The organism is Sphingomonas sp. CBMAI 2297, assembly GCF_029870595.1.
GTDB lineage: Bacteria > Pseudomonadota > Alphaproteobacteria > Sphingomonadales > Sphingomonadaceae > Sphingomonas.
In genome coordinates this window covers 1-20,584 of the sequence record NZ_JAPDIR010000006.1, presented here as the reverse complement: position 1 = coordinate 20,584, position 20,584 = coordinate 1, and the positions used below count along the sequence as shown (strand labels likewise).

Below are 20,584 nucleotides of genomic sequence, written 5' to 3'. Positions count from 1 at the left end.
CGGACTCATATTCCCGCTCTCGTCATCCCCGCCTGCGTGGGGATGACGGTTGAAGGGGTGGCGGGGATGACGGTCGAGGGAATATAGGGCCCAACCCAGGCGATGCCTTCACCCCCGGCCGGTCATCGGGTCAGTTCGATTTCGCCGTGCCTTCCCAGGCGGGGGTGGGCTTGCGATAGTCGAGCGCGGGTGCCCGCTTGCCCAGCAGCGCGTCATAACGGAACGCCGGGCCACGCGCCTTGTCGAGCTCGGCCTTCGCCGCCGCCAGCGTCTCGGGGCTCAGGAACAGGTCCGCCGCCGTCAGCGCGAGCGTCTTGGCCGCGACTGCCGCGCCCTTGATCCCGATCGACGAGCCCGATGCCGCCACGGCTTGCCAGCTGTGCGCGGGCGTGCCGGGAACCCAGGTGGCGGCGTTGAGGCCGATCGTCGGCACCGTCCAGCTGATGTCGGACACGTCGGTCGAGCCGCCGCCGTCCGGGCCGCGCTCGCGCGAGCTGGTCTGCCGCACCGAATCCAGCGGCTTTTGCGTCGGCAGCGTCTTCTGCAGCTCGGTCGCCCAGGCGATCTCCTGCGGCGTCCACTGCTCGCCGCCCACCGCGTCGAGGTTGCGGGTCATCACCTTGGCGAGGGTCTCGCTCGCGAGCATCGAATAGACGCCGCCGGTGATCTCGTTGTCGACCGTGGTGCCCGTTGCCATTGCCGAGCCCTCGGCCGCCTTCACCACGCGGGCCCACACGTCGCGCACGATCGCGGGATCGACGTTGCGGACATAATAATAGCTCTCGGCGAAATCAGGCACGACGTTCGGCGCTTCGCCGCCCGCGGTGATGATGTTGTGGATGCGCGTCGAGGACGGGATGTGCTCGCGCATGAAGTTCACCGCGACGTCCATCACCTCGACGCCGTCGAGCGCCGAGCGCCCCTTGTCGGGCGATGCCGCCGCATGGGCGCTGATACCGTGGAAGCGGAACTTGCCGGAGATATTGGCCATGCTCTTGCCGGTCGAGACGCCGTTGGCGTCGCCCGGATGCCAGTGGAGCACCGCCGAGACATCGTCGAACAGGCCGGCGCGGACGAGATAGACCTTGCCCGAGCCGCCTTCCTCGGCGGGCGAGCCATAGACGCGCAGCTCGCCCTGCACCTTGTTGGCGATCATCCATTCCCTGATCGCGATGGCCGCCTCGACGCTCGCCGCGCCGAACAGATTATGGCCGCAGCCATGGCCGGCCGCCTTGCCGGGGATCGCCGTCTTGGTCGGCGCGGTGGTCTGGGCGAGGCCGGGCAGGGCGTCATATTCGGCGAGGATGCCGATGACCGGGCCCGAGCCCTGCTTGAAGCTGGCGACGAAGGCCGTCGGCATGCCGGCGACGCCGGGGGTGACGGCGAAGCCGGCCTTTTTCAGCCGCGCCTGGAGCAGCGCGGAGGACTTGTTCTCCTGATAGCCGACTTCGGACCAGCCCCAGATCGTCTTGGCGGTGCTCTCCAGCTCGGGCGCATGCTTGTCGATGGCGGCGAGCATGGCGCTGCGCTGCGCCTCGGGCACGCCCTGCGCATGGGCGGACAGGGGCGCGAGCGCGGCGGCGAGCAGCAGCGCGGTCTTGATCGTCATCTCGTGCACTCTCCTATGTTCTATTTGGCGCCGATGGCCGCGGCATCGGGCCGGCGCGTGTCCGCCGATCCCAGGAACCTGTCGCCCTCGACCATGATCGACTGGACCGAGCCCATGGTGTTCGACGCGCGCACCTTGTGCCCCTTCGCCTCGAGCAGGGGAATGATGTCCGGCGAGAAACCCTCTTCCAGCTCGAGCGGACCGTCGCCGCCCGACTGGTTGATCCGCGGGCGCTCGGCGGCCTCGGCGACGTTCAGGCGGTGGTCGATCACGTTGGAGAGCATCTGCACCATCGTCGCGATGATATAGCCGCCGCCGGGCGTGCCGGTGACCAGCCAGGGCCTGTCGTTCTTGAACACGATCATCGGCGTGATCGTCGAGCCGACGCGCTTGCCGGGGACCGGCTGGGTGGCCTTCCATTCCTCGCCGCGACGGCCCCAGGCGAGGTTGCCGAGCGAGTTGTTGAGCAGGATGCCCGTGCCCGGCGCCACGACATGCGCGCCATAGGAGGCGGAGAGGGTATAGGTGTTGCTCACCGCGTTGCCCGCCGCGTCCACGACCGAGAAATGCGTCGTGTCCTTGCTTTCGAACGGATAGGGATTGCCGTCGGGCAGGGTCTTGGCGTCGAGCGAACCATCGGCGCGGATCAGTTTCGCGCGCTCGGCCGCATATTCCTTGCTGGCGAGACCCTTTGCCGGGGTCCGCCAGTCCGGCCCGCCGCCGACCAGCCGGCGGTCCGACCAGACGATCTTCAGCGTCTCGGCCAGCAGGTGGAGATTGGCGACGCTGCCCCAGCGCTGCTCGCGCACCGGGAAGCGCTCGAGGATGTTCATCGCCTCGGCGACGCTCACGCCCGAGGCGGTGGGCGGCATATAGGCGATCGGCATGCCCCGGTAGCTCGACCAGATCGGCTCGGAGATCACCGGCTGGTAATCGGCCAGGTCCTTCGCGTCGATCACGCCGCCGCCGGCCTTCATGCCCGCCGCGATCTTCTGGGCGATGGCGCCGGTGTAGAAGCCGTCGCGGCCGCTGGCGGCGATGACCTGCAGTGTCGCCGCGAGGTCGGGCTGCTTCCAGCGCTCGCCGGGGGCATAGGCGCTGCCGTCCGGCTTGAAGAAGACGGCGAGCGCGGCGGGATCGTCGTGCATCGCCTTCTTCTGCTCGGCATTGGCCTGGGCTTCGTCGTCCGACAGGATCACGCCGTCCCGCGCCATGGCGATGGCGGGCGCGATCAGCGTGCCCCAGGGCAGCGCGCCGAAGCGCTTGTGCGCTTCCCACAGGCCGGCGACCGTGCCGGGGATGGCGACGCCCTTCATCGAGTAGCTCTTGGCGGGATCCATCCTGCCGTTGGCGCCGAGCAGCAGGTCCGGCGTCGTGTTGCGCGAGGCCTGGCCGTAATAATCGATCGCGATCGTCCGGGCGGGCTTGCCGTCCTTCGCCGCCATGTGGATCAGCATATAGCCGCCGCCGCCGACATTGCCGGCGCGCGGCAGCGTCACCGCCAGCGCAAAGGCGGTGGCGATCGCGGCGTCGACCGCGTTGCCGCCCTTGCGGAGGATCGCGGCGCCTACTTCCGCCGCGATCCTGTTCTGGCTCACGACCATGCCTCCGCGCCCGATCGCGGGCTTGTGGATCTGGTCATAGGCGACGATGTCGCCACCGGAGACGCGCTGCGTAGCGGGCGCCTCCGGTGCTTCCTGGGCGAAGGCCGGTGCCGCGAGCGACGCCAGCGCCAGGGCGAGCGCGATCCGCATCAGAAGCTCGCCCGCATGTTGGCGTACCAGTAGCGGCCATAGGGGGTGTAGAGCGAGCCCAGGAAGCCGTTCGAGCTGAGCGGCGGCGACTCGTTGGTGAGGTTGCGCACGCCGATGCGCAGACGGTAGCGGCCGCCATTGTCGCGCTTGCCGACCGTGACCTGGCCATAGAGGTTGAAGGTCATCCGGTCCTCGATCAGCCAGGCGGCACCGGCCGAATCGAGCAGGTTCGTATCGAGGACGTCGCTGGTATATTGGGTGAAGCCGCCGATCTGGAACGGCCCCTTCTCCCAGGTGATCGAGCCGGTGACCTTCCAGCGCGGCTTGCCGTTCTGGCGGACGAGGTCGCCCGCATCGGCGATGTTGGTGCCCGCGTTGATCGTTCCCGCGGCGCGCGCGGCGATCAGGTTCTGGATCGGCGGCGAAGGCTCGAGGAAGAACTTGTCGAGATAGGCGGCGTTCGCGTTCAGGCTGATCCGGCCCGCGCCGAAATCGGGCAGGCGCCAGTTGAAGCCGAGATCGATGCCCGCGGCTTCCTGCGGCAGCAGGTTGACGTACTTGTCGTTGACGTAGAGCACGCGGCCGACCGGCGCCAGGCCCGAGCCGGCGAACAGCGCGGTGTCCTCCGCCGTCGGCGCGGCGCGGATGACATTGGGGTCGCTCGATCCCTGCACGCGCAGCAAATAGTCGTTGATCAGCGCGTTGCCCTCGCCGAACAGGCCGACAATGCCCTTCTGGCTCACATGCCAGTAATCGGCGGTGAAGGTCATCCGGCCGACCGTGGCATCGAGGAAGTGCGGCTCGAGCACCATGCCGACGGTCCAGGTCTTGGACTGTTCCGGCTTCAGGTCGGGATTGCCCGAGCGCCGCGCGGTGGTGGCGAAGCCCTGCGAGCAATTGGCGAAGCTGGAGATCGCGGCGGTGCGCAACTGCGCCTCGCAGCGGACCCAGTCGGTGCGGGTGTTCGAGCGGGTGACCATCGTCGCGTTGATCTGCTCGAGGTTCGGTGCCTTGAAGCCCTCGGCATAGGAGCCGCGCAGGCGCAGGCCGCGCACGATGTCCCAGGCGGCGGCGATCTTCGGCTTGGCGACCGAGCCGACGTCCGAATAATGTTCGAAGCGGCCTGCGAGCTGGAGCTCGATGTTGCGGACCAGCGGGATGTGCATGTCCGGCGAGACCACCGGCACCGCCAGCTCGAGATAGGCCGCGGCGACGGTGCGGCGGCCGCTGGTGTCGGGCGAGGGGCTGGTGCCGACCAGGTCCGATCCGTTGACCGCGCCGGTGATCGAATCGGTGAACTGGATCGTCCCGTCGACGCGCGGATCGCGATCGTCGCGCTGGGTCTCGCGGCGCACCTCGCCACCGATCGCGAGGCCGACATTGCCGCCGGGCAGGCGGATCAGGTCGGTCGTCGAGCCCTTGATGTCCCACATCGCCAGCGTCGAGGTGCTGACGCGCGTGGTCTTGATCCGGATCGCGTTGATCGCGGCGAGGCTGCTCGGCGTGTTGTCGGCGCCGCTCGGCGGGGTAAGGCCGCTGCCGTTGAACGGGTTATAGGCGTCCGGCGTGGTCAGGTTGATCTGGCGCTGGAGCAAAGTCTGGCTGATGCCGTCGGAGGTGTCGCGCACCCGCGCTTCCGAATAGAGCGCGGCGCTTTCCCATTCCAAGCCGAGCGCCTTGAACCGCAGGCCGCCGAGCAGGCGATACTGGGTGTTGAGCACGTTGACATGATTGGGGCCGACATCGGCGAAATTGTAGCTCGACAGCGTGATCGCCTGGCCGGTCGCGGCGGCGTTGATGCCGGGCAGGCGGTTCGGGCTGCCGACCGGGCCGAACGGGTTGTAATAGGCATTGGCGGCGATCGTCAGCGGGCCCGAGGACAGAGTGCCGGTCGATGCCTGGATGCTGTTGCTCTGGCCGTTGTAATAGCCGGCCTCGCCGAACAGCTCCACGCCGCCGCCCAGCTCGTAATGGCCGTTCAGGAACAGGTTGATGCGGCGGATATTGGGCGTGACGTTGGTGTTGAAGGCGAGCGGCGCGTCGAAGCGCAGCTCGCGGATGCCCGCCGTCGAGCTGGTGCCGGTGGCGACGCAGTTGGTGCCGCCGATGATGCCGGCGCCGCCGGCCGGGCAGCCGGTGAAGCTGGTCGGCTGGATGTGGAACTGGCCCGAGGTGTTGGTCAGCGCGGTCGTGCCCTGGCGGACCACCACATTGCCCACCGTCTGGAACGAGCCCCAGGGCGTGATCGTCGAGCGGCCGTCGAGCGAGGTCGCCCCTTCGAAGCGAGTGCCGACGAAGAGCGGGCGGTTGTCGTTCGAGCGGGTATAGTCGAAGTCGCTCGCGAGCACGCCGTCGCGCTTGTCATAGCTGGCGAACAGCGTGATGTTGCCGCGATCGCCGAGGTTGCGGCCGGCGAGCAGATGGGTGTTGGTCTCGAACAGGTGCGAACCTTCGCCCCAGCCGACCTGGCCCTCCAGCTCCACGCCCTGATAATCGGTCTTGAGCACGGTGTTGACCACGCCGGCCACCGCGTCGGAGCCATAGATCGCGGCGGCGCCGTCGCGCAGCACTTCCATGCGCTCCAGCCCGAAGACGGGGATGGCGTTGGTGTTGACCGTCAGCACCGGCACCAGATTGTCGTCGGCGCGGCTGGTCGGGTGATTGACCACGCGGCGGCCGTTGAGCAGCACCAGCGTGTTGCCGACGCCGAGGTTGCGCAGGTTGATCGAGCCGACATCGCCGCGCGCCGAGTTGGAGCTGTTCGGCAGATAGGAGCTGTTGAAGCTCACATCGCCGAGCTGCGGGATCGAGCGGAACAGCTCGTCGCCCGAGGTCGCGCCGGTGGCGCCGATCTGGGCCTCGTCGACCACGGTGACGGGCAGCGCGGCGGTCACCTTGCTGCCGCGGATCTGCGAGCCGACCACGACGATCTCGGGCGGCGGCGCCTCGTCGCCGTTCACGGCCTGCTCGACGCTGGCGGTCTCGGCCGCAGCCTGCTGGTCGCCGGTCGGCGCGGGAGCGGGGCTGTCCTGGTAGAGCGCGACCGGGCGGGGCGTCGGCTGGGCCTCGCCTCGCGGCATCACGCGCACGCTGTTCGGGCCGGTGAAGCGATAAGTGTAGCGGCTGTTGGCGAGCAGCAGCTCGAGCGCGTCGCGGATGGTGTAGCGCCCTTCGAGCCGGGGCGCCTTGATCCGGGCGATCGCCGGATCGGTGAAGACCAGCTGGACGCCGGTCTGCTGGGCGACCTGCATCAGCGCGCTGTCGAGGGTTCCGCCCGAGAAATGGATTTCGTGGCGCACGGCCTCGCGTGCCTGCGCGGCGGCGGGAACGGCGACGAAGGCGGCAACGGTAGCGAGAAGCAGTTGGCGTGTGTTCATGGTTATCGACCCCCCTGAATCGATGCCTGGACGCGGCAATCATGGTTTATGACGCTGGGGCTCCCCACACGCGAACCAAAGTGGACCAAATTTTTTTCGGGTGTTGCGTCCTTGCAAGGTTCGCCTTTGCCGCAACCGCGCGTCATGGCAGGAGGAATATGCGCTGGTGCGCGACAGGGAGATGCGGGCTTGGCCGCCGGACGACCAGAAATGCAGGCGGCGGAGGCGGACGACGGCGCGTTCGACGCCTATCGCGCGGCGCTGCGCGCGTTCGTCGCCCGCCGGATCGACGATGCGTCCGAAGTCGAGGACCTGGTGCAGGAAGCCTGTGCGCGGCTCGTCGCGAGCGCGCGCGAGCGGACCGTCGATGAGCCCCAGGCCTATCTCTTCCGCATCGCCGCCAATCTGATCGCCGATCGCCATCGCCGGGTGCTGCCGGTCGTGCCGCTCGGCCCCGAGATCCACCCGCCGGTACGGCCCGCGCAGGAGGACCGGCGCCGCGTCGCCGATCTCCAGACCGCGCTCGAGGCCGCGCTGGACGAGCTGTCGCCCCGATGCCGCGAAGTGTTCGTGATGCGCCGCTTCGACGAGCGCGGCACCGGCGAGATCGCCCGCGAGCTCGGCATCTCCCCGCGCATGGTGCAGAAGCACCTCAATCACGCGGTCGCGCATCTCTACGACCGGCTCGCGCATCTGATGGAGCGCGGGGCATGAGCGAACGCAATCTCGGCAAGCGCGCGCCCGCGGTGTTCGAGGCTTTCCTGGACGGGCGGGACGGCGATCTCCATCCGGCGGACCGGGCGGAGGCCGCGGCCTTCTGGAACTGGCTGGGCGAGTTCGAGCGCCCGGGCGCGGCGCCGGTGCGGCAGCGCCCCGCCTGGCTGGGCCGGGTGGCGGCGGGGATCGCCGCGCTGGCGGTGGTCGGCGGCACCCTGTGGCTGTCGCAGCCCCGGCCCGCGCGCGAGACGGTGCAGAGCGTCGCGACCGGCCATGCCGAGCGCCGCCGGATCGCGTTCAGCGACGGATCGGTGGTGACCCTGGCGGCGGACAGCCGAGTCGACGTCGCCTATGCGCCGCGCGAGCGCCGGCTGCGGCTGGTGGCCGGCGAGGCGCTGTTCAAGGTCGCGCATGACAAGCGCCGGCCCTTCGTCGTCGAGACCCGGCACGGCGAGGTCGTGGCCGTCGGCACGATGTTCGACGTGAGCGTGGGCAAGCGCGAAGCGAAGGTGACCGTGGTCGAGGGGGTGGTGCGCGTCGCCCTGTCCGAGCCCGGGCGGCCGGGCACCGCGGAACCCATCGAGAAGCTGGCGCACAAGGGCGAGCGCCTGTCGTTCGGCATCGCCAAGGGCACGGGCGGCGACACGGGCTTCATCCGGCAGGCGGCGGATATCGACGCCGACAGCGCCGTCGCCTGGACACGCGGGCGGCTGGTCTTCCGGGGCGAGCCGCTGAGCGAGGTCATCGAGGAAGTGAATCGCTATGCGAAGGACCGCCTGGTGCTGACCGATCCGCGTGCCGCGTCGGTGCGCGTCTACGGTATGGTCAACCAGGGGGATACGGCTGCGATCCGCGACCTCATCGCCAATCCGGGCGCGGTCGCGGTGGAATCGCGCGAGCGCTGAGCGGCCGTCAGCGCTGGAGCTTGGTCGCCAAAATGACCGAGGACGTGGTGCGCTCCACGCCCTCCATCGCGCCGATGGCGTCGAGCAGGTCGTTCAGGCGGTTGACGTGTGGCGCCTCGACCACGGCGATCAGGTCATACTCGCCGGAGATCGCATAGAGCCCCGCCACCGCCGGCATCGTCATCAGCTGGTCGATCGTCGCCTGGGTGGCCTTGGGGTAGAGCTTGACCATCACATGGGCGCGGATGAGGCTGCGGTCATAGTCCTCGCCCAGGCGCACCGTGTATCCGACGATCGTGCCCTGCCGTTCGAGCCGCTCGATGCTGCTGTAGATCGCGGTGCGGGAAACCCCCAGCACCGCGGCCAGTTCGGAGACGTTGCGCCGGGCATCCTCGCGCAGCAGCGCGAGGATCTGGGGATCGATCTCTTCGGAGCGCAGCGTCATTTCGGCCCCGGTGCCCCGATCAGCCTGCCGCCGGCGACGCGCGCGACGCCGCCAAAGGCAGGGCGGGTGACGCGGAGCGTGCCCAGGTCGATCCCGCCATCGGGCGCGATGCCGGTGATCCGCACGCCTTCCCAGTCCAGCGGCCTGCCCGGGCGCAGGCGCGCCGTCCCGCGCGGCTGGACCAGCCAGGCATGGCCGCCCGGCGGGGCGTGGAGCTTCGCGCTGCCGTCCGCCTCGACGCAGAGCGCCGCGCCTTCGTCCACGCCGAGCCCGATCGCCCGCGGATCGCGCAGCCGCGCCTTGGCGACGAACGCCACGAGCCGGCCGAGCCGGTCGCGCTTGGCGAAATGCGTGTCGGTGACGATATGGGCGAGGCGCGGCATGTGGAGGAAGCCGGTGACCAGCGTCACCGCCGGCCCGCCGGGATCGGCGAGCGCGGCGGGGCTGTCGATGCTGCCGCCGTCCATCGCGCCATAGGCGGTGCCGCCCAGGATCGCGAGCCCCGCGCTGGTGCCCCCGATCGGCCGCCCCTGGCGGACATGCGCGTCGAGCGCGCGGGCGACCGGCGTGTCCTTCCAGTAGCGGACGTAATTGGCCTGGTCGCCGCCCGCGATGAAGATCCCGTCGGCACGGGCCAGTATGTCGAGCACGCGCGCGTCGGTCGCCGCCGCCCGGCTGTGGAAGACGATGGTCTGGACCGAGGCCACGCCGCCGACCTGGCTGTAGATTTCCTCACCCGCCTGGCCCTCGCCCGAGGCGCGCAGCACGACGATATGGCCGTGCCCGGCCCGCTCGGCGAACCAGCGAAAGGCGCCATAATCCCAGTCCCCGCCGCCGACGAGCATCAGCGCCGGGGCGGTCGGGCCGCTCCGCGCGGCGGCAAGATTGCCGATTGCGTAATAGCTGTAGCTTTCCCCCGGCCGGGCCGATGCCGCCGCCGGCGCGAGCAGGGGCAGCACGGCCAGCACGGCCAGGGCAAGGCGCACCAGGGCAAGGCGCAATAGTGTCTTCACGGCCATAGTCCTTTGCAATTCGTTCGTATGGCATAGCCAAACTGCATTTTTATTGTTTCATTTTGATCGCTCTCGTTATCAATATGTCACAAACGCATCAGGGGGTCGATATATGCGATACATGAAGTTCGTGGCGGTGGCGCTGGCGGGGACCAGCATGGTCGCGCTCCCGGTCGCGGCGCTGGCGCAGGCGGCGTCGGGCGAGCAGTCCGTGCCGGCGACGGGCCAGGAAGCGAGCGAGGGCGAGGGCCAGATCACCGTGCTCGGCTCGCGCATCCCGCGCATCCAGGGCGAGGGCCCGGCACCGGTGACGACGATCACCGCCGAGGACATCCTGCGCAGCGGCTATCAGAGCGTGCCCGACGTGCTGCGCGCGATCACCCAGAATGGCGGCGAGACGCAGAGCCAGCAGAGCTTCTCGGGCGCGGACTTCACGCCCGGCGCGCAGCAGGTCGACCTGCGCGGGCTCGGCCCCAACCACACGCTGGTGCTGGTCAATGGCCGCCGCATCGCCGATTTTCCGCTGCCTTTCAAAGGCAATGGCAACTTCACCGATATCTCGAACATTCCGGTCGGGCTGATCGAGCGCGTCGAGATCCTCAGCGGCAGCGCCTCGGCGATCTATGGTTCCGACGCGATCTCGGGCGTGGTCAACTTCCAGCTCAAGTCCAAGCCCGACGGCACGCGCATCGACTATCGCTACGGGGCGACCGAGCATGGCGGGGGATCGTCGCAGCGGCTGAGCCTCACCACCGGCTGGGACACGGGCGGCTTCCACGGCGTGGTCGGCCTCGAGCTGCTCGACCAGCGGCCGCTATGGCAATATCAGCGCAAGCTGCAGGATTCGACCGCCGACGATCCCACCGGGGCGCCGCTGGCCCGCCGCACCTTCCTGCGCGCCGACGAATATCTCTATTACATCAACCCCGGCAAGGCGACGTGCGACCGGCTGTCGTCGCTCAACCGCGGCACCACCTATTATGCCGCGCGGCCGCGGCGCGACACCATTTCGGGCGACGGCTATTTCTGCGGCAGCAACGCGTCGGTCGCCTACGGCACGATGATCTCGAAGCGGCAATCGGCCAGCGGCTTCGGCACCATGGGCTATACGCTGAGCGATCGTGCCGAGCTGTTCCTCGATTTCCAGGCCAGCTATTCCCACCTCAAGCTGTTCCGCGACGTGCTGTCCTGGTCCTATGTCGCGCCGGACGGGAACGAGGAGGGCACCTTCTACAATCCCAATTACCTGGCGCCCGGCGATACCGACAGCGGCGACCAGCTCGACAACTGGACGCGCCAGTTCACGCCCGAGGAGATGGGCGGGTTCGACGTGGGCATGACCCGCAACCGCTCGTTCAGCTACAATGTCACGCCGGGCATCAAGGGCAGCTTCAGCGGCACGTGGAACTATGAGTTCAGCCTAAACCACGCCGAATACAGCTCGCGCGTGTCGTTCCCCCAGGTGGTGATCTCCAAGGCCAACGCTTTCTTCCTCGGCCCGCAGGTCGGTGTCGATCCCAATTCGGGCTATGCCCAGTTCAACGCCAATCCGACGCGGCTCTACACGCCGCTGACGCCGGCCGAGTATCGCTCGATCACCGCCGATTCGATCTACCGGCCCAAATCCTGGGTCAACAATGTCGCCGCCACGGTGAACAATACCGAGCTGTTCCGCCTGCCTGGCGGCCCGGTCGGCTTCGCGGTCAGCGCCGAGGTGGGGAACCAGGGCTATGACCTGAAGCCCGATCCGCTCGCGCTGACTCAATATTATGTCGGGCTGGTCGATTCGGACGGGAAGGGGACGCGCCAGCATTGGGGCGCTGGCGGCGAGCTGCGCATCCCGGCCTTCTCGTTCCTCGAGCTCGATGCGGCGGCGCGCTACGACCATTACAGCTTCGCCGGCAACGGCTTCGGCAAGTTCACCTACAATCTCGGCGCGGTGGTGCGGCCGACCAAGTCGCTCATGATCCGCGGCGCCTATGGCACCGGCTTCCGCGCGCCCGATCTCAACTATGTCTTTCGCGGGCCGGGCAACACCCATCCCTCGGGCACGGACTATTATCTGTGCCGCACGCTGGAGCCGGGCGTCGGCATCCCCGATTGCAGCTATGCCGATCAGGGCATCGTCTCGCATCGCTCGGGCAACCGGCGGTTGCGGCCGGAGACCTCGACTTCGCTCAATGCCGGCATGGTGTGGCAGCCGTCGCGGCGCTTCGACGTGTCGGTCGATTATTTCCGGGTCGCGATGAAGAACCAGGTGCTCGACATGAACATCGACAGCGTCCTGCGCGACGAGGCCGATTGCCGCATCGGCCGGACCGCGGCGGGCAGCGCGATCGACGGCAACTCGCCGACCTGCCTCGACGCCAAGGCGCGGGTGCAGCGCTATGTCGGCGGCGCGCTCGATGGCCAGCTCCAGGGCGTCTACATCAATCCGATCAACGTGGCGCAGGAGACGACGGACGGCATCGATTTCGCCGCGCACCTGCGCATTCCCACGGCCGGGATCGGCACCTTCGCGCTCGCGGCGAGCTACACCTATGTGCTCAACCACACGATCCGCCAATATCCGGGCGATCCGGTGATCGACAAGCTGACCTATGACAGCGGCTACGACATCCCGCGCGACAAGGGCACGGCGAGCCTCAGCTGGGACCTCGGCAAATTCTCGACCACGCTGACCGGGCAGCGCCTGGGCAAGCTGCCCAATTACGACGAGAAGGCCTTCATCAAGGCGAGCTACCTCTTCAACCTGTCGGCCCAGTACAACATCACCGAGCGCTTCCGCCTGTCGGGCACGATCAACAATCTGTTCGACCAGAACCCGATCAAGGATCGTACCTATGGCGCCTATCCCTATTACGACATCTCGTGGTTCGACGGGGTGGGGCGCAGCTTCTACATGCAGCTGACCTACAAGATGGGCGGAGCCAAGCTGTGATGCGCGGGGCCGGGACGACGCTGCTCGCCGCCGCGCTGCTGGCGGGCGCGCCCGCCGCCGCGCAGGGGCTGTCGAAGCCCGAAAAGGCGATCGAGCGCACGGTCGATGCCGAGTTCGAGCGATCGGTGGCGCTGCTCGCCCGGCTGGTCGACCAGAACAGCGGCACGCTGAACCTGCAAGGGGTGGCGAAGGTCGGCGAGATGATGCGCGCCGAGCTCGAGCCGCTCGGCTTCGCCGTCAGCTGGAAGCCGATGGACGCCGTCCAGCGCGCCGGCCATCTGATCGCGGTCCATCGCGGCAAGTCGGGCGGCAAGCGCATCCTGCTGATCGGCCATCTCGACACGGTGTTCGAGCCGGGCTCGCCCTTTCAGAAGTTCGTCCGCGCCGGCGACAAGGCCGAGGGCCCGGGCGCGGGGGACGACAAGGGCGGCATGGTCGTGATGATCGCGGCGCTGCGGGCGATGCAGGCGGCGGGCACGCTCAGGGACGCGAATATCGAGATCGTGCTCACCGGCGACGAGGAGGATGCCGGCAGCCCGCACAGCATCGCGCGCGCCGATCTGATCGCCGCGGGCAAGCGCGCCGATGTCGCGCTCGATTTCGAGGGGCTGGTGATCGACGGCGGCAAGGACATGGGCTCGATCGCGCGCCGCTCGGTCACCGACTGGCGGATCACCGCGACCGGCAGGACCGGCCATAGCTCGCTGATCTTCGGTCCGGACTTCGGCGACGGCGCGATCAACGAGCTGGCCCGCATCCTCGCGGCCTTCCGCAAGGAGCTGCCCGAGCCCAACCTCACCTTCAACGCCGGGGTGATCGCCGGCGGCGCCAGCGCCGCGATCGACGAGAGCGGCAACGCCAAGGCCAGCGGCAAGACCAACATCATCGCCGCCACCGCCGTCGCGACCGGCGATTTCCGTACGCTGAGCGTCGAGCAGACCGCGCGGGTCCGGGCGAGGATGGAGACGATCGTGGCGGCGCATGCGCCGGGCACCGATGCCAGGATCGAATTCGGCGAAGGCTATCCGGCAATGGCGCCGACCACGGGCAACAAGGCGCTGCTGGCGGCGCTCAACGGCGTCAACCGCGACCTCGGCCTGGCCGAGATGGCGCCGCTCGACCCGCTCAAGCGCGGCGCCGGGGACATCTCGTTCGTCGCCCATGACGTCGACAGCCTGGCCGGCCTCGGCACCTACAGCACCGGCGATCATGCGCCGGGCGAGACCGTCGATCTCGCGAGCATCCGGCGCCAGGCCAAGCGCGCGGCCATCCTGATCACGCGCCTGGGCGCCGAACGCTCGGCCAGGCGGTGATGTCTCGGCGCCAGGGCTGAGCTTCAATCGGCAAACCCCGTCATCCCCGCCGTCGCCGGGATGACGAAGGGAGCGGCGGGGATGGCGTGGGAGAAGGCAGGAACGACGAGGGAAGGTACAGGAATAGCGAAATAAATCAAGGTCTTGATTGGGCCTCGATCCCAGGCTGGGGACTCCTGTGAATTCGCAATCTAGAAGCGCTTGCGAAGGGTCAGGCGTATCGTGCGACCCAATGGATCGACTTCGTCGCGGCTATAATTGGGCGGCACGGTGCCGTCGGGGCGGGTGACCTGGCGATAGCCCCTGAAGAGATTGCGGATATCGACCGAGAGCCGCACATTCTTCATCCAGCGGGGCCGATCGGGTTGCCGCCAGAGATGCTCCGGCTCGGCGAAGAACGACAGGTTGAAGACGGTCGCCGGCTTGATATCCAGGGCGCCCGTTCCCCCCGGCACGCCACGGTTCCGCAAATGGGTCGGGCTGCTCCAGGTCCCGTTGAGGCTGGCACCGATGCCCCGTTTGCCCGCCGTGAGCTGGAGCGACAGCGAATGGCGGGATTGGCTGCCCTCATCGCCGAGCTGATCGATCGCCGGAATGCCGGACCGCGTCAGCACTTCGTTCCGGAGCCGCCAGCGATGATTGATCGATGCGCTGAACTGCAGCGGATCGCCGCGCAGCTTCGGCGATGGCGTGCCGGCACCGGGCCGGCGCGGCGCCGGCAGGCGCAGGGCGATCCCGGATCTCAGGTCCGCATCGGTGCTCCGTTCGAGATTGATGGGGCGCGCATCGACCGCGATCAGCCGCCCCGCCGGGTCGCGCGTCACGCGTTCCGGAAATGCCGCTTCGATGGCGGGGGTCAATTCGGGAAAGGGAACGACGCCGCCCGTTGTGACCTGTTCCCGATAGCCCAGGTTCAGCGTCAGCCTCTGATCGCCAAAGGGGCGCAGCTGCATCGCCAGCGAGCGGCTTTCCTGGCTTCCGCGGCCGAGGCGGGGATTGCCGCCGGTGATCCAGATGGCGTCGACGGTTTCCTGCCGGGCATAATCGAAGACCCGATTGACGCTGGAGATGATCGCGCCGTCGAGCTGATCGAAGGAAGGCGCGGTTTCGCTATGTTCCAGCGACCCGCGGAACTGAAGAATGGGAACGGGGGACCAGGTAACGCCGCCGCTGAACCGGTTCTGCAGCCCGCTGCCCGATTGCACCTGGCCGCCCGCGTTCAGGTCGATCGAAAGGTCGCCGAGCGGCCCGTGCCCCTTTCGCGACAGGGGCACGCCGATCCCGATCGCCCCGCTCGCCAATGCGCGCGTCGCGGCGGATTGGGCAAGGTCTCCGCTTCCCGTGCTGGTGGTGACGGCGCGGCTGGCCGTGGCCGCGAAGTTCAGGGTCAACGGCCCGGCCGGCAGGTTCAGGATCGCCTTGCCGGCGGTGGCCCGGGCCTCCAGATTCTCTCCGCGCGTGCGGTTGCGGCTGGCCAGCAGGAGATCGCCGCTCAGCGGACCAAGGGGATTGAACGCCGGATCGCCGGCATCGATCAGCGCTTGCACTTTCGCCGCATCGGCTCCGCGCTCGAGCAGGCTGTTGCTCGCGGTACGGGAATAGGCGGCGGACAAGGTGGTTTCCCAGCCGCCGACCCTGCCCGACGCCGCCAGCGTCACGCCCAGCGCGCTCGCGCTGGTGTCGCTGCGCAGCGGCCGCGCGCCCGCGAAGGGACGGGTCAGGATGATATCGCGGGAAAAGGGCGACCAGGGGCTGGTGGCGGGAAGGACGGCGGAAAGCATCGGGAGCCCGCGCAGCCCCTCGGTGGTGGTGCTGTTGGCATTGACGCTCAGCGATACGGAGAAGTCGCCGACCGGCCGGGTCATGCCCGCGGCGAAGGCCAGGGTGCGCCGCGACGGCTGCAGCGTCTCGAAGTCGTTGGGATCGACGGGATGGGTGGTGCCCGCGGTCGCGGCGAAATCCGCCAGGGCAGGCGGCTGGGACAATGTCCCGCCCGGGAGCGCGGCGATGGTAACGGGCCGTCCCGCCAACAGGCTGAGCGCGGGGTCGATCTCCAGGCCGCCCGGGCCGGTGACGAAGCCGATGCCGTCGAACGCGCCCTCGCCGGGCGGGATGTTGCGGGCGCTCTTCAGCAGCGCGCCGTCGAGCGCGACGCGCGCCTGCGCGTTCCAGCGGACCGGGCCGTTGATCGCCACTCTTCCGGCGGACAGTTCGCCGGCATATTGCCCGCCGCGCGTCGCCGCCGAGAAGGCCGTATCGGCGGTGAGGCTGGCGAACTGCTTCTTCAACGCCAGGTTCACGACCCGCCGGCCCGGCGGATAGCCATATTGCGCGGAGGCTTCGGGCTTCAGGATCTCGAGGCGGTTGAGCGCCTCGGCGGGATAGGACAGGATCGAGCGGTCGCCCTCGGCCGGGCGCCCGTTGATGAGGATGACGGGCTGTTCCCCCGAGGGGTCGATGAAGGGCGCGAGGCGATCGAGCAGCATGCCGATGCTGTCGGCGCCCTGGCTGGCGATCTCGTCCTCGTTGAACTCGGTTTCGGCGGCGACCCTGGCTTCGCCATAGCGCTTGGCGGTGACGACGATCTCGTTGCTCGCCTGGGCCTTGGCCGCGGGTGCGGAATCCTGTCCTTCCGCCGTCGTTCCGGTTGCCGCGCCGGTGCCCTGGGCCCGGGCCGCGGGGCAGGGCGACAGGGGCAGGGCGGCGGAAAGCAACAGCGCGAAGCGAGCCGCAGTCATCGGAGATCCGGTGCCCTTACCCAATGCCTACCCTTACCGCATGGCATTCCGCGTCTTTCAAGTGTCATCGCTTCGAAAGGCCATATCCCGGGGCTCAGTGCCGCCACGGCGGCGGGATTTTCGGAAAAGGAAGCGGGCGCACGATTCGTGCGCCCGCCAGTTGGCTCCTCGACGTCTGATGCGGAACGTCGAAGTTCCTTCGGGTTAGGAAGCGATACCCGCGACGGTGCAGTTCGGGCCCGCGGTCGCGGCCGGCAGGAAGGTGTCGACCAGGAATTCCTGAGCGACGTCGTCCCAGGTCGCCGTGATGTCGCCCGAGCAATCGCCCGCGGTGATCGTGTTGACGAACACGCCCAGCACCTTGAAATCGCCGTTGGCGGGGTTGAAGGTGTAGCTATAGGGGTTGCCCACGAAGCTCAGCAGCGAGCAGGCCGAGGGCGTCGGCGGCGACGGCGGGGTCAGCGAGACGGTGACCGTGCTCGTGCTGGCGTCCACGACCATGTTCAGGCGGCACTTGAACGCCAGACCCTTCTCGACATCGACAATTCCCGAATAGGTCTTGCTGGGCGGCGGAGTAACCTGCGCCATGGCAGACGTAGAGATCATCTGCGCGCCAAAAGTGGCAAGCGCGAGGGCGACAAATTTTGCAATTGCCTTCATGATCCATCTCCTCTTTTTGTGAACTTATGCGCATTTATTATTGCGCGAATCATACATACATTATGTATTTTTATGAATCAACATGAATCAATGTTACTTTTTATTTAAAAATCAGAATCTTTTGCTGATGTTGAATCCGATAAGACGCGGATCCAGCGTGAAGACATTTGTCGTCAAGCCGGTGTCATCCGAGTTTGTAAAGAAATCGGTGATAGGTGATTTGTTGAGCAAGTTCTTCACGTAGAGCTGGAAAGTCAAATCCGACTCAGGCCGGGTAAGCGTCACGGCAATATTGACGTTATCCCAGGCGCGAAGCCGGTCATATTCGGTGTTGTAAATGCGGGCATAGCTTTTTGCCTGGCGATAATAGTCGCCACGGAACGTGAGTTCCCAATCGCCGCCGCCCAGGAAGAAAGTATATTGTGCCCCGATATTCGCGGTCCAACGCGGCGAATTCGGGAGCTCGTTGCCGGTCAGATCGGCCGCGAAGCCGCGCCCGCCATTGGGCGCGCCGCTGCCGCCCTGATTGATGTTCAGGCCGACCGTGTTGGGATTGTACGGCGCGAATGCGTCATAGGTGAACCCCAGCACGCTGTAATAGGGAAACTTGCTGGCGACCGCCGGGTTATAGGTGCCGACCCGGGTCGCGCCCGGGCAGAGCGAGGCGAGAGCGCCGGTGTTGCCGAGCGTCAGCGCCCGTTCCACGAAGACCGTGGGCGCGATGCAGTTTGACGGAACCTGAATCCACGGGCGCAGCACCATCCAGTCCGGATTGCCTTGCGTCCGGTTCATCACGTCGATCGATTCCGAACCCCGCTTCAGCCGCGTCTTGAGCAGGCCGAAATTGCCGTCGACGCGAAAGGCGCGCGACGGGCGCCAGGCCGCCTCGAACTCCAGGCCCATGCTCGTGGCGCCGAAATTCTCGTTATAGGCGATGCGATCGACGATCTGCGAGATCTGGTAGTTCTTGTAGTCGTAGAAGAAGCCGGTGGCATTGAAAGTCAGCCGGCGATTGTCGAAGCTGTTCTTCGTGCCGATCTCGAAGGCGTTGACGAACTCCGGCTTGAAGGTCTGCGGCAGGAACTGGTACTGCACGATCGCCGGGTTGAAATCGACGCGGGGCGGATTGGTGCCGCCGCCCTTGTAGCCGCGCGATGCCGACAGATAGACCAGCGTATCGTCGGTGAAGCCAAGGTCCGGCTTCCAGTCGAGCACGGCCCGGCCGGTGAACTCGCCCCATTTCTGCCGGATATCGGGCAGCGCCGGATAGCCGCTGTTCACGCGCCCGCCGGTGATGTCTCCGATCAGCGCCGGGCCGAACGGATTGTCGATGCCGCCGCCCAGCAGCAGCTGGCTGGGAATCTGGGTCGAGATCTTCTCGTCCCGCGTATATCGCAGGCCCATGGTCAGCTTCAGGCTGGGGGCGAACTTCCAGTATAGCTCGCCAAAGCCGGCCCAGCTCTTGATCCGCACGCCGTTCTGGCTGAGGAAATAATTATGGCCCTGGTTGTTCAGGCTGCCGATCGGGTTGCGATCGACATAGGGGCATTCCCGCCCTTCATAGCCGAGCCCGCAGGGGAGCAGCGTGCGGGCGCGCGGGGTGCCGCCGATGCTGTACCACCAGTCGGCGATGAAGGTGAACATGTTGTTGAAGACGTAATAATCGTCCTTGGATTGGAAATTCAGGTAATTGACGCCGACATTGAAGTTCAGCGGGCCGCTGAAGCTCGATTGCAGGCGGAATTCCTGCGACCATTGGCTGTTGCGCGACTTGCTGATGTCGGCCGAGATCATCCGGTTCGAGCAGCCCAGCTGGGGATCGCAATAGATGCCGCCGGGCGTGGGCAGGTTGGAGGTGTCGATCGACCTCCCCAGCGTGTCGAGGAGCACCTGGGAGGAATCGCTGAATATCGGGTTGCTGACGAACCGGTTATAGTCCTGGGACGAGTAGAACCGGTCACGGGAATAGGCGGTCTGCGATATCAGCTGCAGCCCGTCCGACGGCTGGAACTCCAGGTTGAGCTGGATCACGTCGTTCCTTGCGCGGAAGACCGGATCATAGCTTGTCGAGATCTCGCGCAGGTTGCGCGACTGAGTCACGCCGCCATAGGGATCGATGGGCAGCAGCGCGTTGACGATGGGGCCGCCGCGCCCGTCGGGGCGCGCGGGATTGCGCTGCTGGCCATAGCTGATCATGGCCGGCACCTCGAGATAGACGAGGCTGTACGCATTGGGCACGCCATAGGCGGCATCGTCGTAGATCGAGCCCGGCAGGCATCCCTGGCTGAGCTTGCCGCGCAATTGCGGGCTGGACACGGTGACGGCGCCGACCTTGGCCGGGCCCGGATCGCGGGTGCACAGCTGCTTGCCGGTGCGCGCGCGGTCGTCGTCCTCGTTGAAATGCTGCCAGATCAGGCTGGCGCGGAAATCGTCGCTCGGCTTCCACTGAACGATCGCGCGCGTCGACCACAGGTTGCGGCCGTTGACGTGGCGGTTGGTGAATGTGTTGTAGTCGAAGCCTTCCCGGCTGGTCCAGGCGCCGGCCACGCGGATGCCGAGCGTTTCGCCGAGCGGCATGTTGACCATGCCCGACGCCCGCATCGTGCCATAGTTCCCGCCCTCGAGCTTGAGCTCGGCGGCGGGGTCATTGTCGGGCATCGCGGGGATCACATTGACCACGCCGGCGGTCGCGTTGCGGCCATAGAGCGTGCCCTGGGGCCCGCGCAGCACCTCGACGCGGGCGAGATCGAAGAATTCGGATTCGAACAGCCGGTTGCGCACCAGCGGCGTGTTGTTGAAGCTCACCGCGACGGCCGGATCGCTCGATGCCGAAACCGCCTTGGTCCCGATCCCGCGGATCGAGAAATTGTACATGCTGAAGTTGCTTTTCGAGAAGGTGACGTTCGGCACCGCGCGCAGCAGCTCGGAGCCGCCTTCGATCTTCTTGTCGTCCAGCGCCTGGGCCGAGAAGGCGGAGACCGCGATCGGCACGTTGCGGATCGATTCCTCGCGCTTCTGCGCGGTGACGATGATTTCCGCCGGGCCTTCGTCCTGGATCACGCCCGGCGCCTCGCTGGTGCCGGAGACCTGGGCGGGCCGGACGGGGGCTGTC

General features: G+C 67.5%; 12 protein-coding genes. 4 read left to right on the top strand and 8 right to left on the bottom strand.

Features of this window, described 5'->3' with window-relative positions:
• Positions 1–130: 130 nt before the first annotated feature.
• Genes OMP43_RS10110 through OMP43_RS10100 form a run of 3 tightly spaced genes read right to left on the bottom strand, consistent with a single transcriptional unit; the run spans position 131 to position 6,740 of the window.
• Complete coding sequence (locus OMP43_RS10110) at positions 131–1,609, bottom strand: amidohydrolase (protein WP_280279602.1); 1,479 nt, start codon at positions 1,607–1,609, stop codon at positions 131–133.
• A gap of 20 nt (positions 1,610–1,629) precedes the next feature.
• Positions 1,630–3,363 carry a gamma-glutamyltransferase gene (gene ggt, locus OMP43_RS10105; RefSeq protein ID WP_280279601.1) on the bottom strand — a complete coding sequence of 578 codons (1,734 nt, stop codon included), beginning with the start codon at positions 3,361–3,363 and terminating at the stop codon, positions 1,630–1,632.
• On the bottom strand, positions 3,363–6,740 hold the full coding sequence (locus tag OMP43_RS10100; RefSeq protein ID WP_280279600.1) for a TonB-dependent receptor: 3,378 nt from the start codon (positions 6,738–6,740) through the stop codon (positions 3,363–3,365). The genes ggt and OMP43_RS10100 overlap by 1 nt, the downstream gene beginning before the upstream one ends.
• A 189-nt stretch (positions 6,741–6,929) precedes the next feature.
• Between OMP43_RS10100 and OMP43_RS10095 the strand changes: the two genes are divergently transcribed.
• Positions 6,930–7,454: an RNA polymerase sigma factor gene (locus OMP43_RS10095; protein ID WP_280279599.1), complete on the top strand. Its 525-nt coding sequence runs from the start codon at positions 6,930–6,932 to the stop codon at positions 7,452–7,454.
• Positions 7,451–8,362, top strand: a complete 912-nt coding sequence (locus tag OMP43_RS10090; protein WP_280279598.1) for a FecR domain-containing protein — start codon at positions 7,451–7,453, stop codon at positions 8,360–8,362. The genes OMP43_RS10095 and OMP43_RS10090 overlap by 4 nt, the downstream gene beginning before the upstream one ends.
• Before the next feature lie 7 nt (positions 8,363–8,369).
• Here OMP43_RS10090 and OMP43_RS10085 read toward each other — a convergent pair whose 3' ends face one another.
• Together OMP43_RS10085 and OMP43_RS10080 are read right to left on the bottom strand one after the other, a co-directional pair.
• Entirely contained in the window at positions 8,370–8,807 is a 438-nt protein-coding gene (locus tag OMP43_RS10085; RefSeq protein WP_280279597.1) for an Lrp/AsnC family transcriptional regulator, read from the bottom strand.
• Entirely contained in the window at positions 8,804–9,820 is a 1,017-nt protein-coding gene (locus OMP43_RS10080) for a cyanophycinase (protein WP_280279596.1), read from the bottom strand. The genes OMP43_RS10085 and OMP43_RS10080 overlap by 4 nt, the downstream gene beginning before the upstream one ends.
• Before the next feature lie 112 nt (positions 9,821–9,932).
• On the opposite strand from OMP43_RS10080, the gene OMP43_RS10075 reads away from it, so the two are divergent.
• Both OMP43_RS10075 and OMP43_RS10070 read left to right on the top strand, forming a co-directional pair.
• Complete coding sequence (locus tag OMP43_RS10075; protein WP_280279595.1) at positions 9,933–12,761, top strand: TonB-dependent receptor; 2,829 nt, start codon at positions 9,933–9,935, stop codon at positions 12,759–12,761.
• Positions 12,761–14,074: a M20/M25/M40 family metallo-hydrolase gene (locus OMP43_RS10070; RefSeq protein WP_280279594.1), complete on the top strand. Its 1,314-nt coding sequence runs from the start codon at positions 12,761–12,763 to the stop codon at positions 14,072–14,074. The genes OMP43_RS10075 and OMP43_RS10070 overlap by 1 nt, the downstream gene beginning before the upstream one ends.
• A 191-nt stretch (positions 14,075–14,265) precedes the next feature.
• Here OMP43_RS10070 and OMP43_RS10065 read toward each other — a convergent pair whose 3' ends face one another.
• The 3 genes from OMP43_RS10065 to OMP43_RS10055 form a co-directional block, all read right to left on the bottom strand.
• Positions 14,266–16,812, bottom strand: coding sequence for a TonB-dependent receptor (locus OMP43_RS10065; protein ID WP_280279593.1), 2,547 nt, complete (start codon positions 16,810–16,812; stop codon positions 14,266–14,268).
• Positions 16,813–17,016: 204 nt separating this feature from the next.
• Positions 17,017–17,418 (bottom strand): hypothetical protein, encoded by a 402-nt coding sequence (locus tag OMP43_RS10060; protein WP_280279592.1) that lies wholly within the window; start codon positions 17,416–17,418, stop codon positions 17,017–17,019.
• Between the two features lie 165 nt (positions 17,419–17,583).
• A partial coding sequence (locus OMP43_RS10055; RefSeq protein ID WP_280279591.1) for a TonB-dependent receptor occupies positions 17,584–20,584 on the bottom strand: 3,001 nt, incomplete at its 5' end.

Coding starts and splice junctions, on each gene's coding strand:
- OMP43_RS10110 (WP_280279602.1), bottom strand. CDS start 1,609: ATGACGATCAAGACCGCGCTGCTGCTCGCCGCCGCGCTCGCGCCCCTG.
- OMP43_RS10085 (WP_280279597.1), bottom strand. CDS start 8,807: ATGACGCTGCGCTCCGAAGAGATCGATCCCCAGATCCTCGCGCTGCTG.
- ggt (WP_280279601.1), bottom strand. CDS start 3,363: ATGCGGATCGCGCTCGCCCTGGCGCTGGCGTCGCTCGCGGCACCGGCC.
- OMP43_RS10060 (WP_280279592.1), bottom strand. CDS start 17,418: ATGATCTCTACGTCTGCCATGGCGCAGGTTACTCCGCCGCCCAGCAAG.
- OMP43_RS10090 (WP_280279598.1), top strand. CDS start 7,451: ATGAGCGAACGCAATCTCGGCAAGCGCGCGCCCGCGGTGTTCGAGGCT.
- OMP43_RS10100 (WP_280279600.1), bottom strand. CDS start 6,740: ATGAACACACGCCAACTGCTTCTCGCTACCGTTGCCGCCTTCGTCGCC.
- OMP43_RS10075 (WP_280279595.1), top strand. CDS start 9,933: ATGCGATACATGAAGTTCGTGGCGGTGGCGCTGGCGGGGACCAGCATG.
- OMP43_RS10065 (WP_280279593.1), bottom strand. CDS start 16,812: ATGACTGCGGCTCGCTTCGCGCTGTTGCTTTCCGCCGCCCTGCCCCTG.
- OMP43_RS10070 (WP_280279594.1), top strand. CDS start 12,761: ATGCGCGGGGCCGGGACGACGCTGCTCGCCGCCGCGCTGCTGGCGGGC.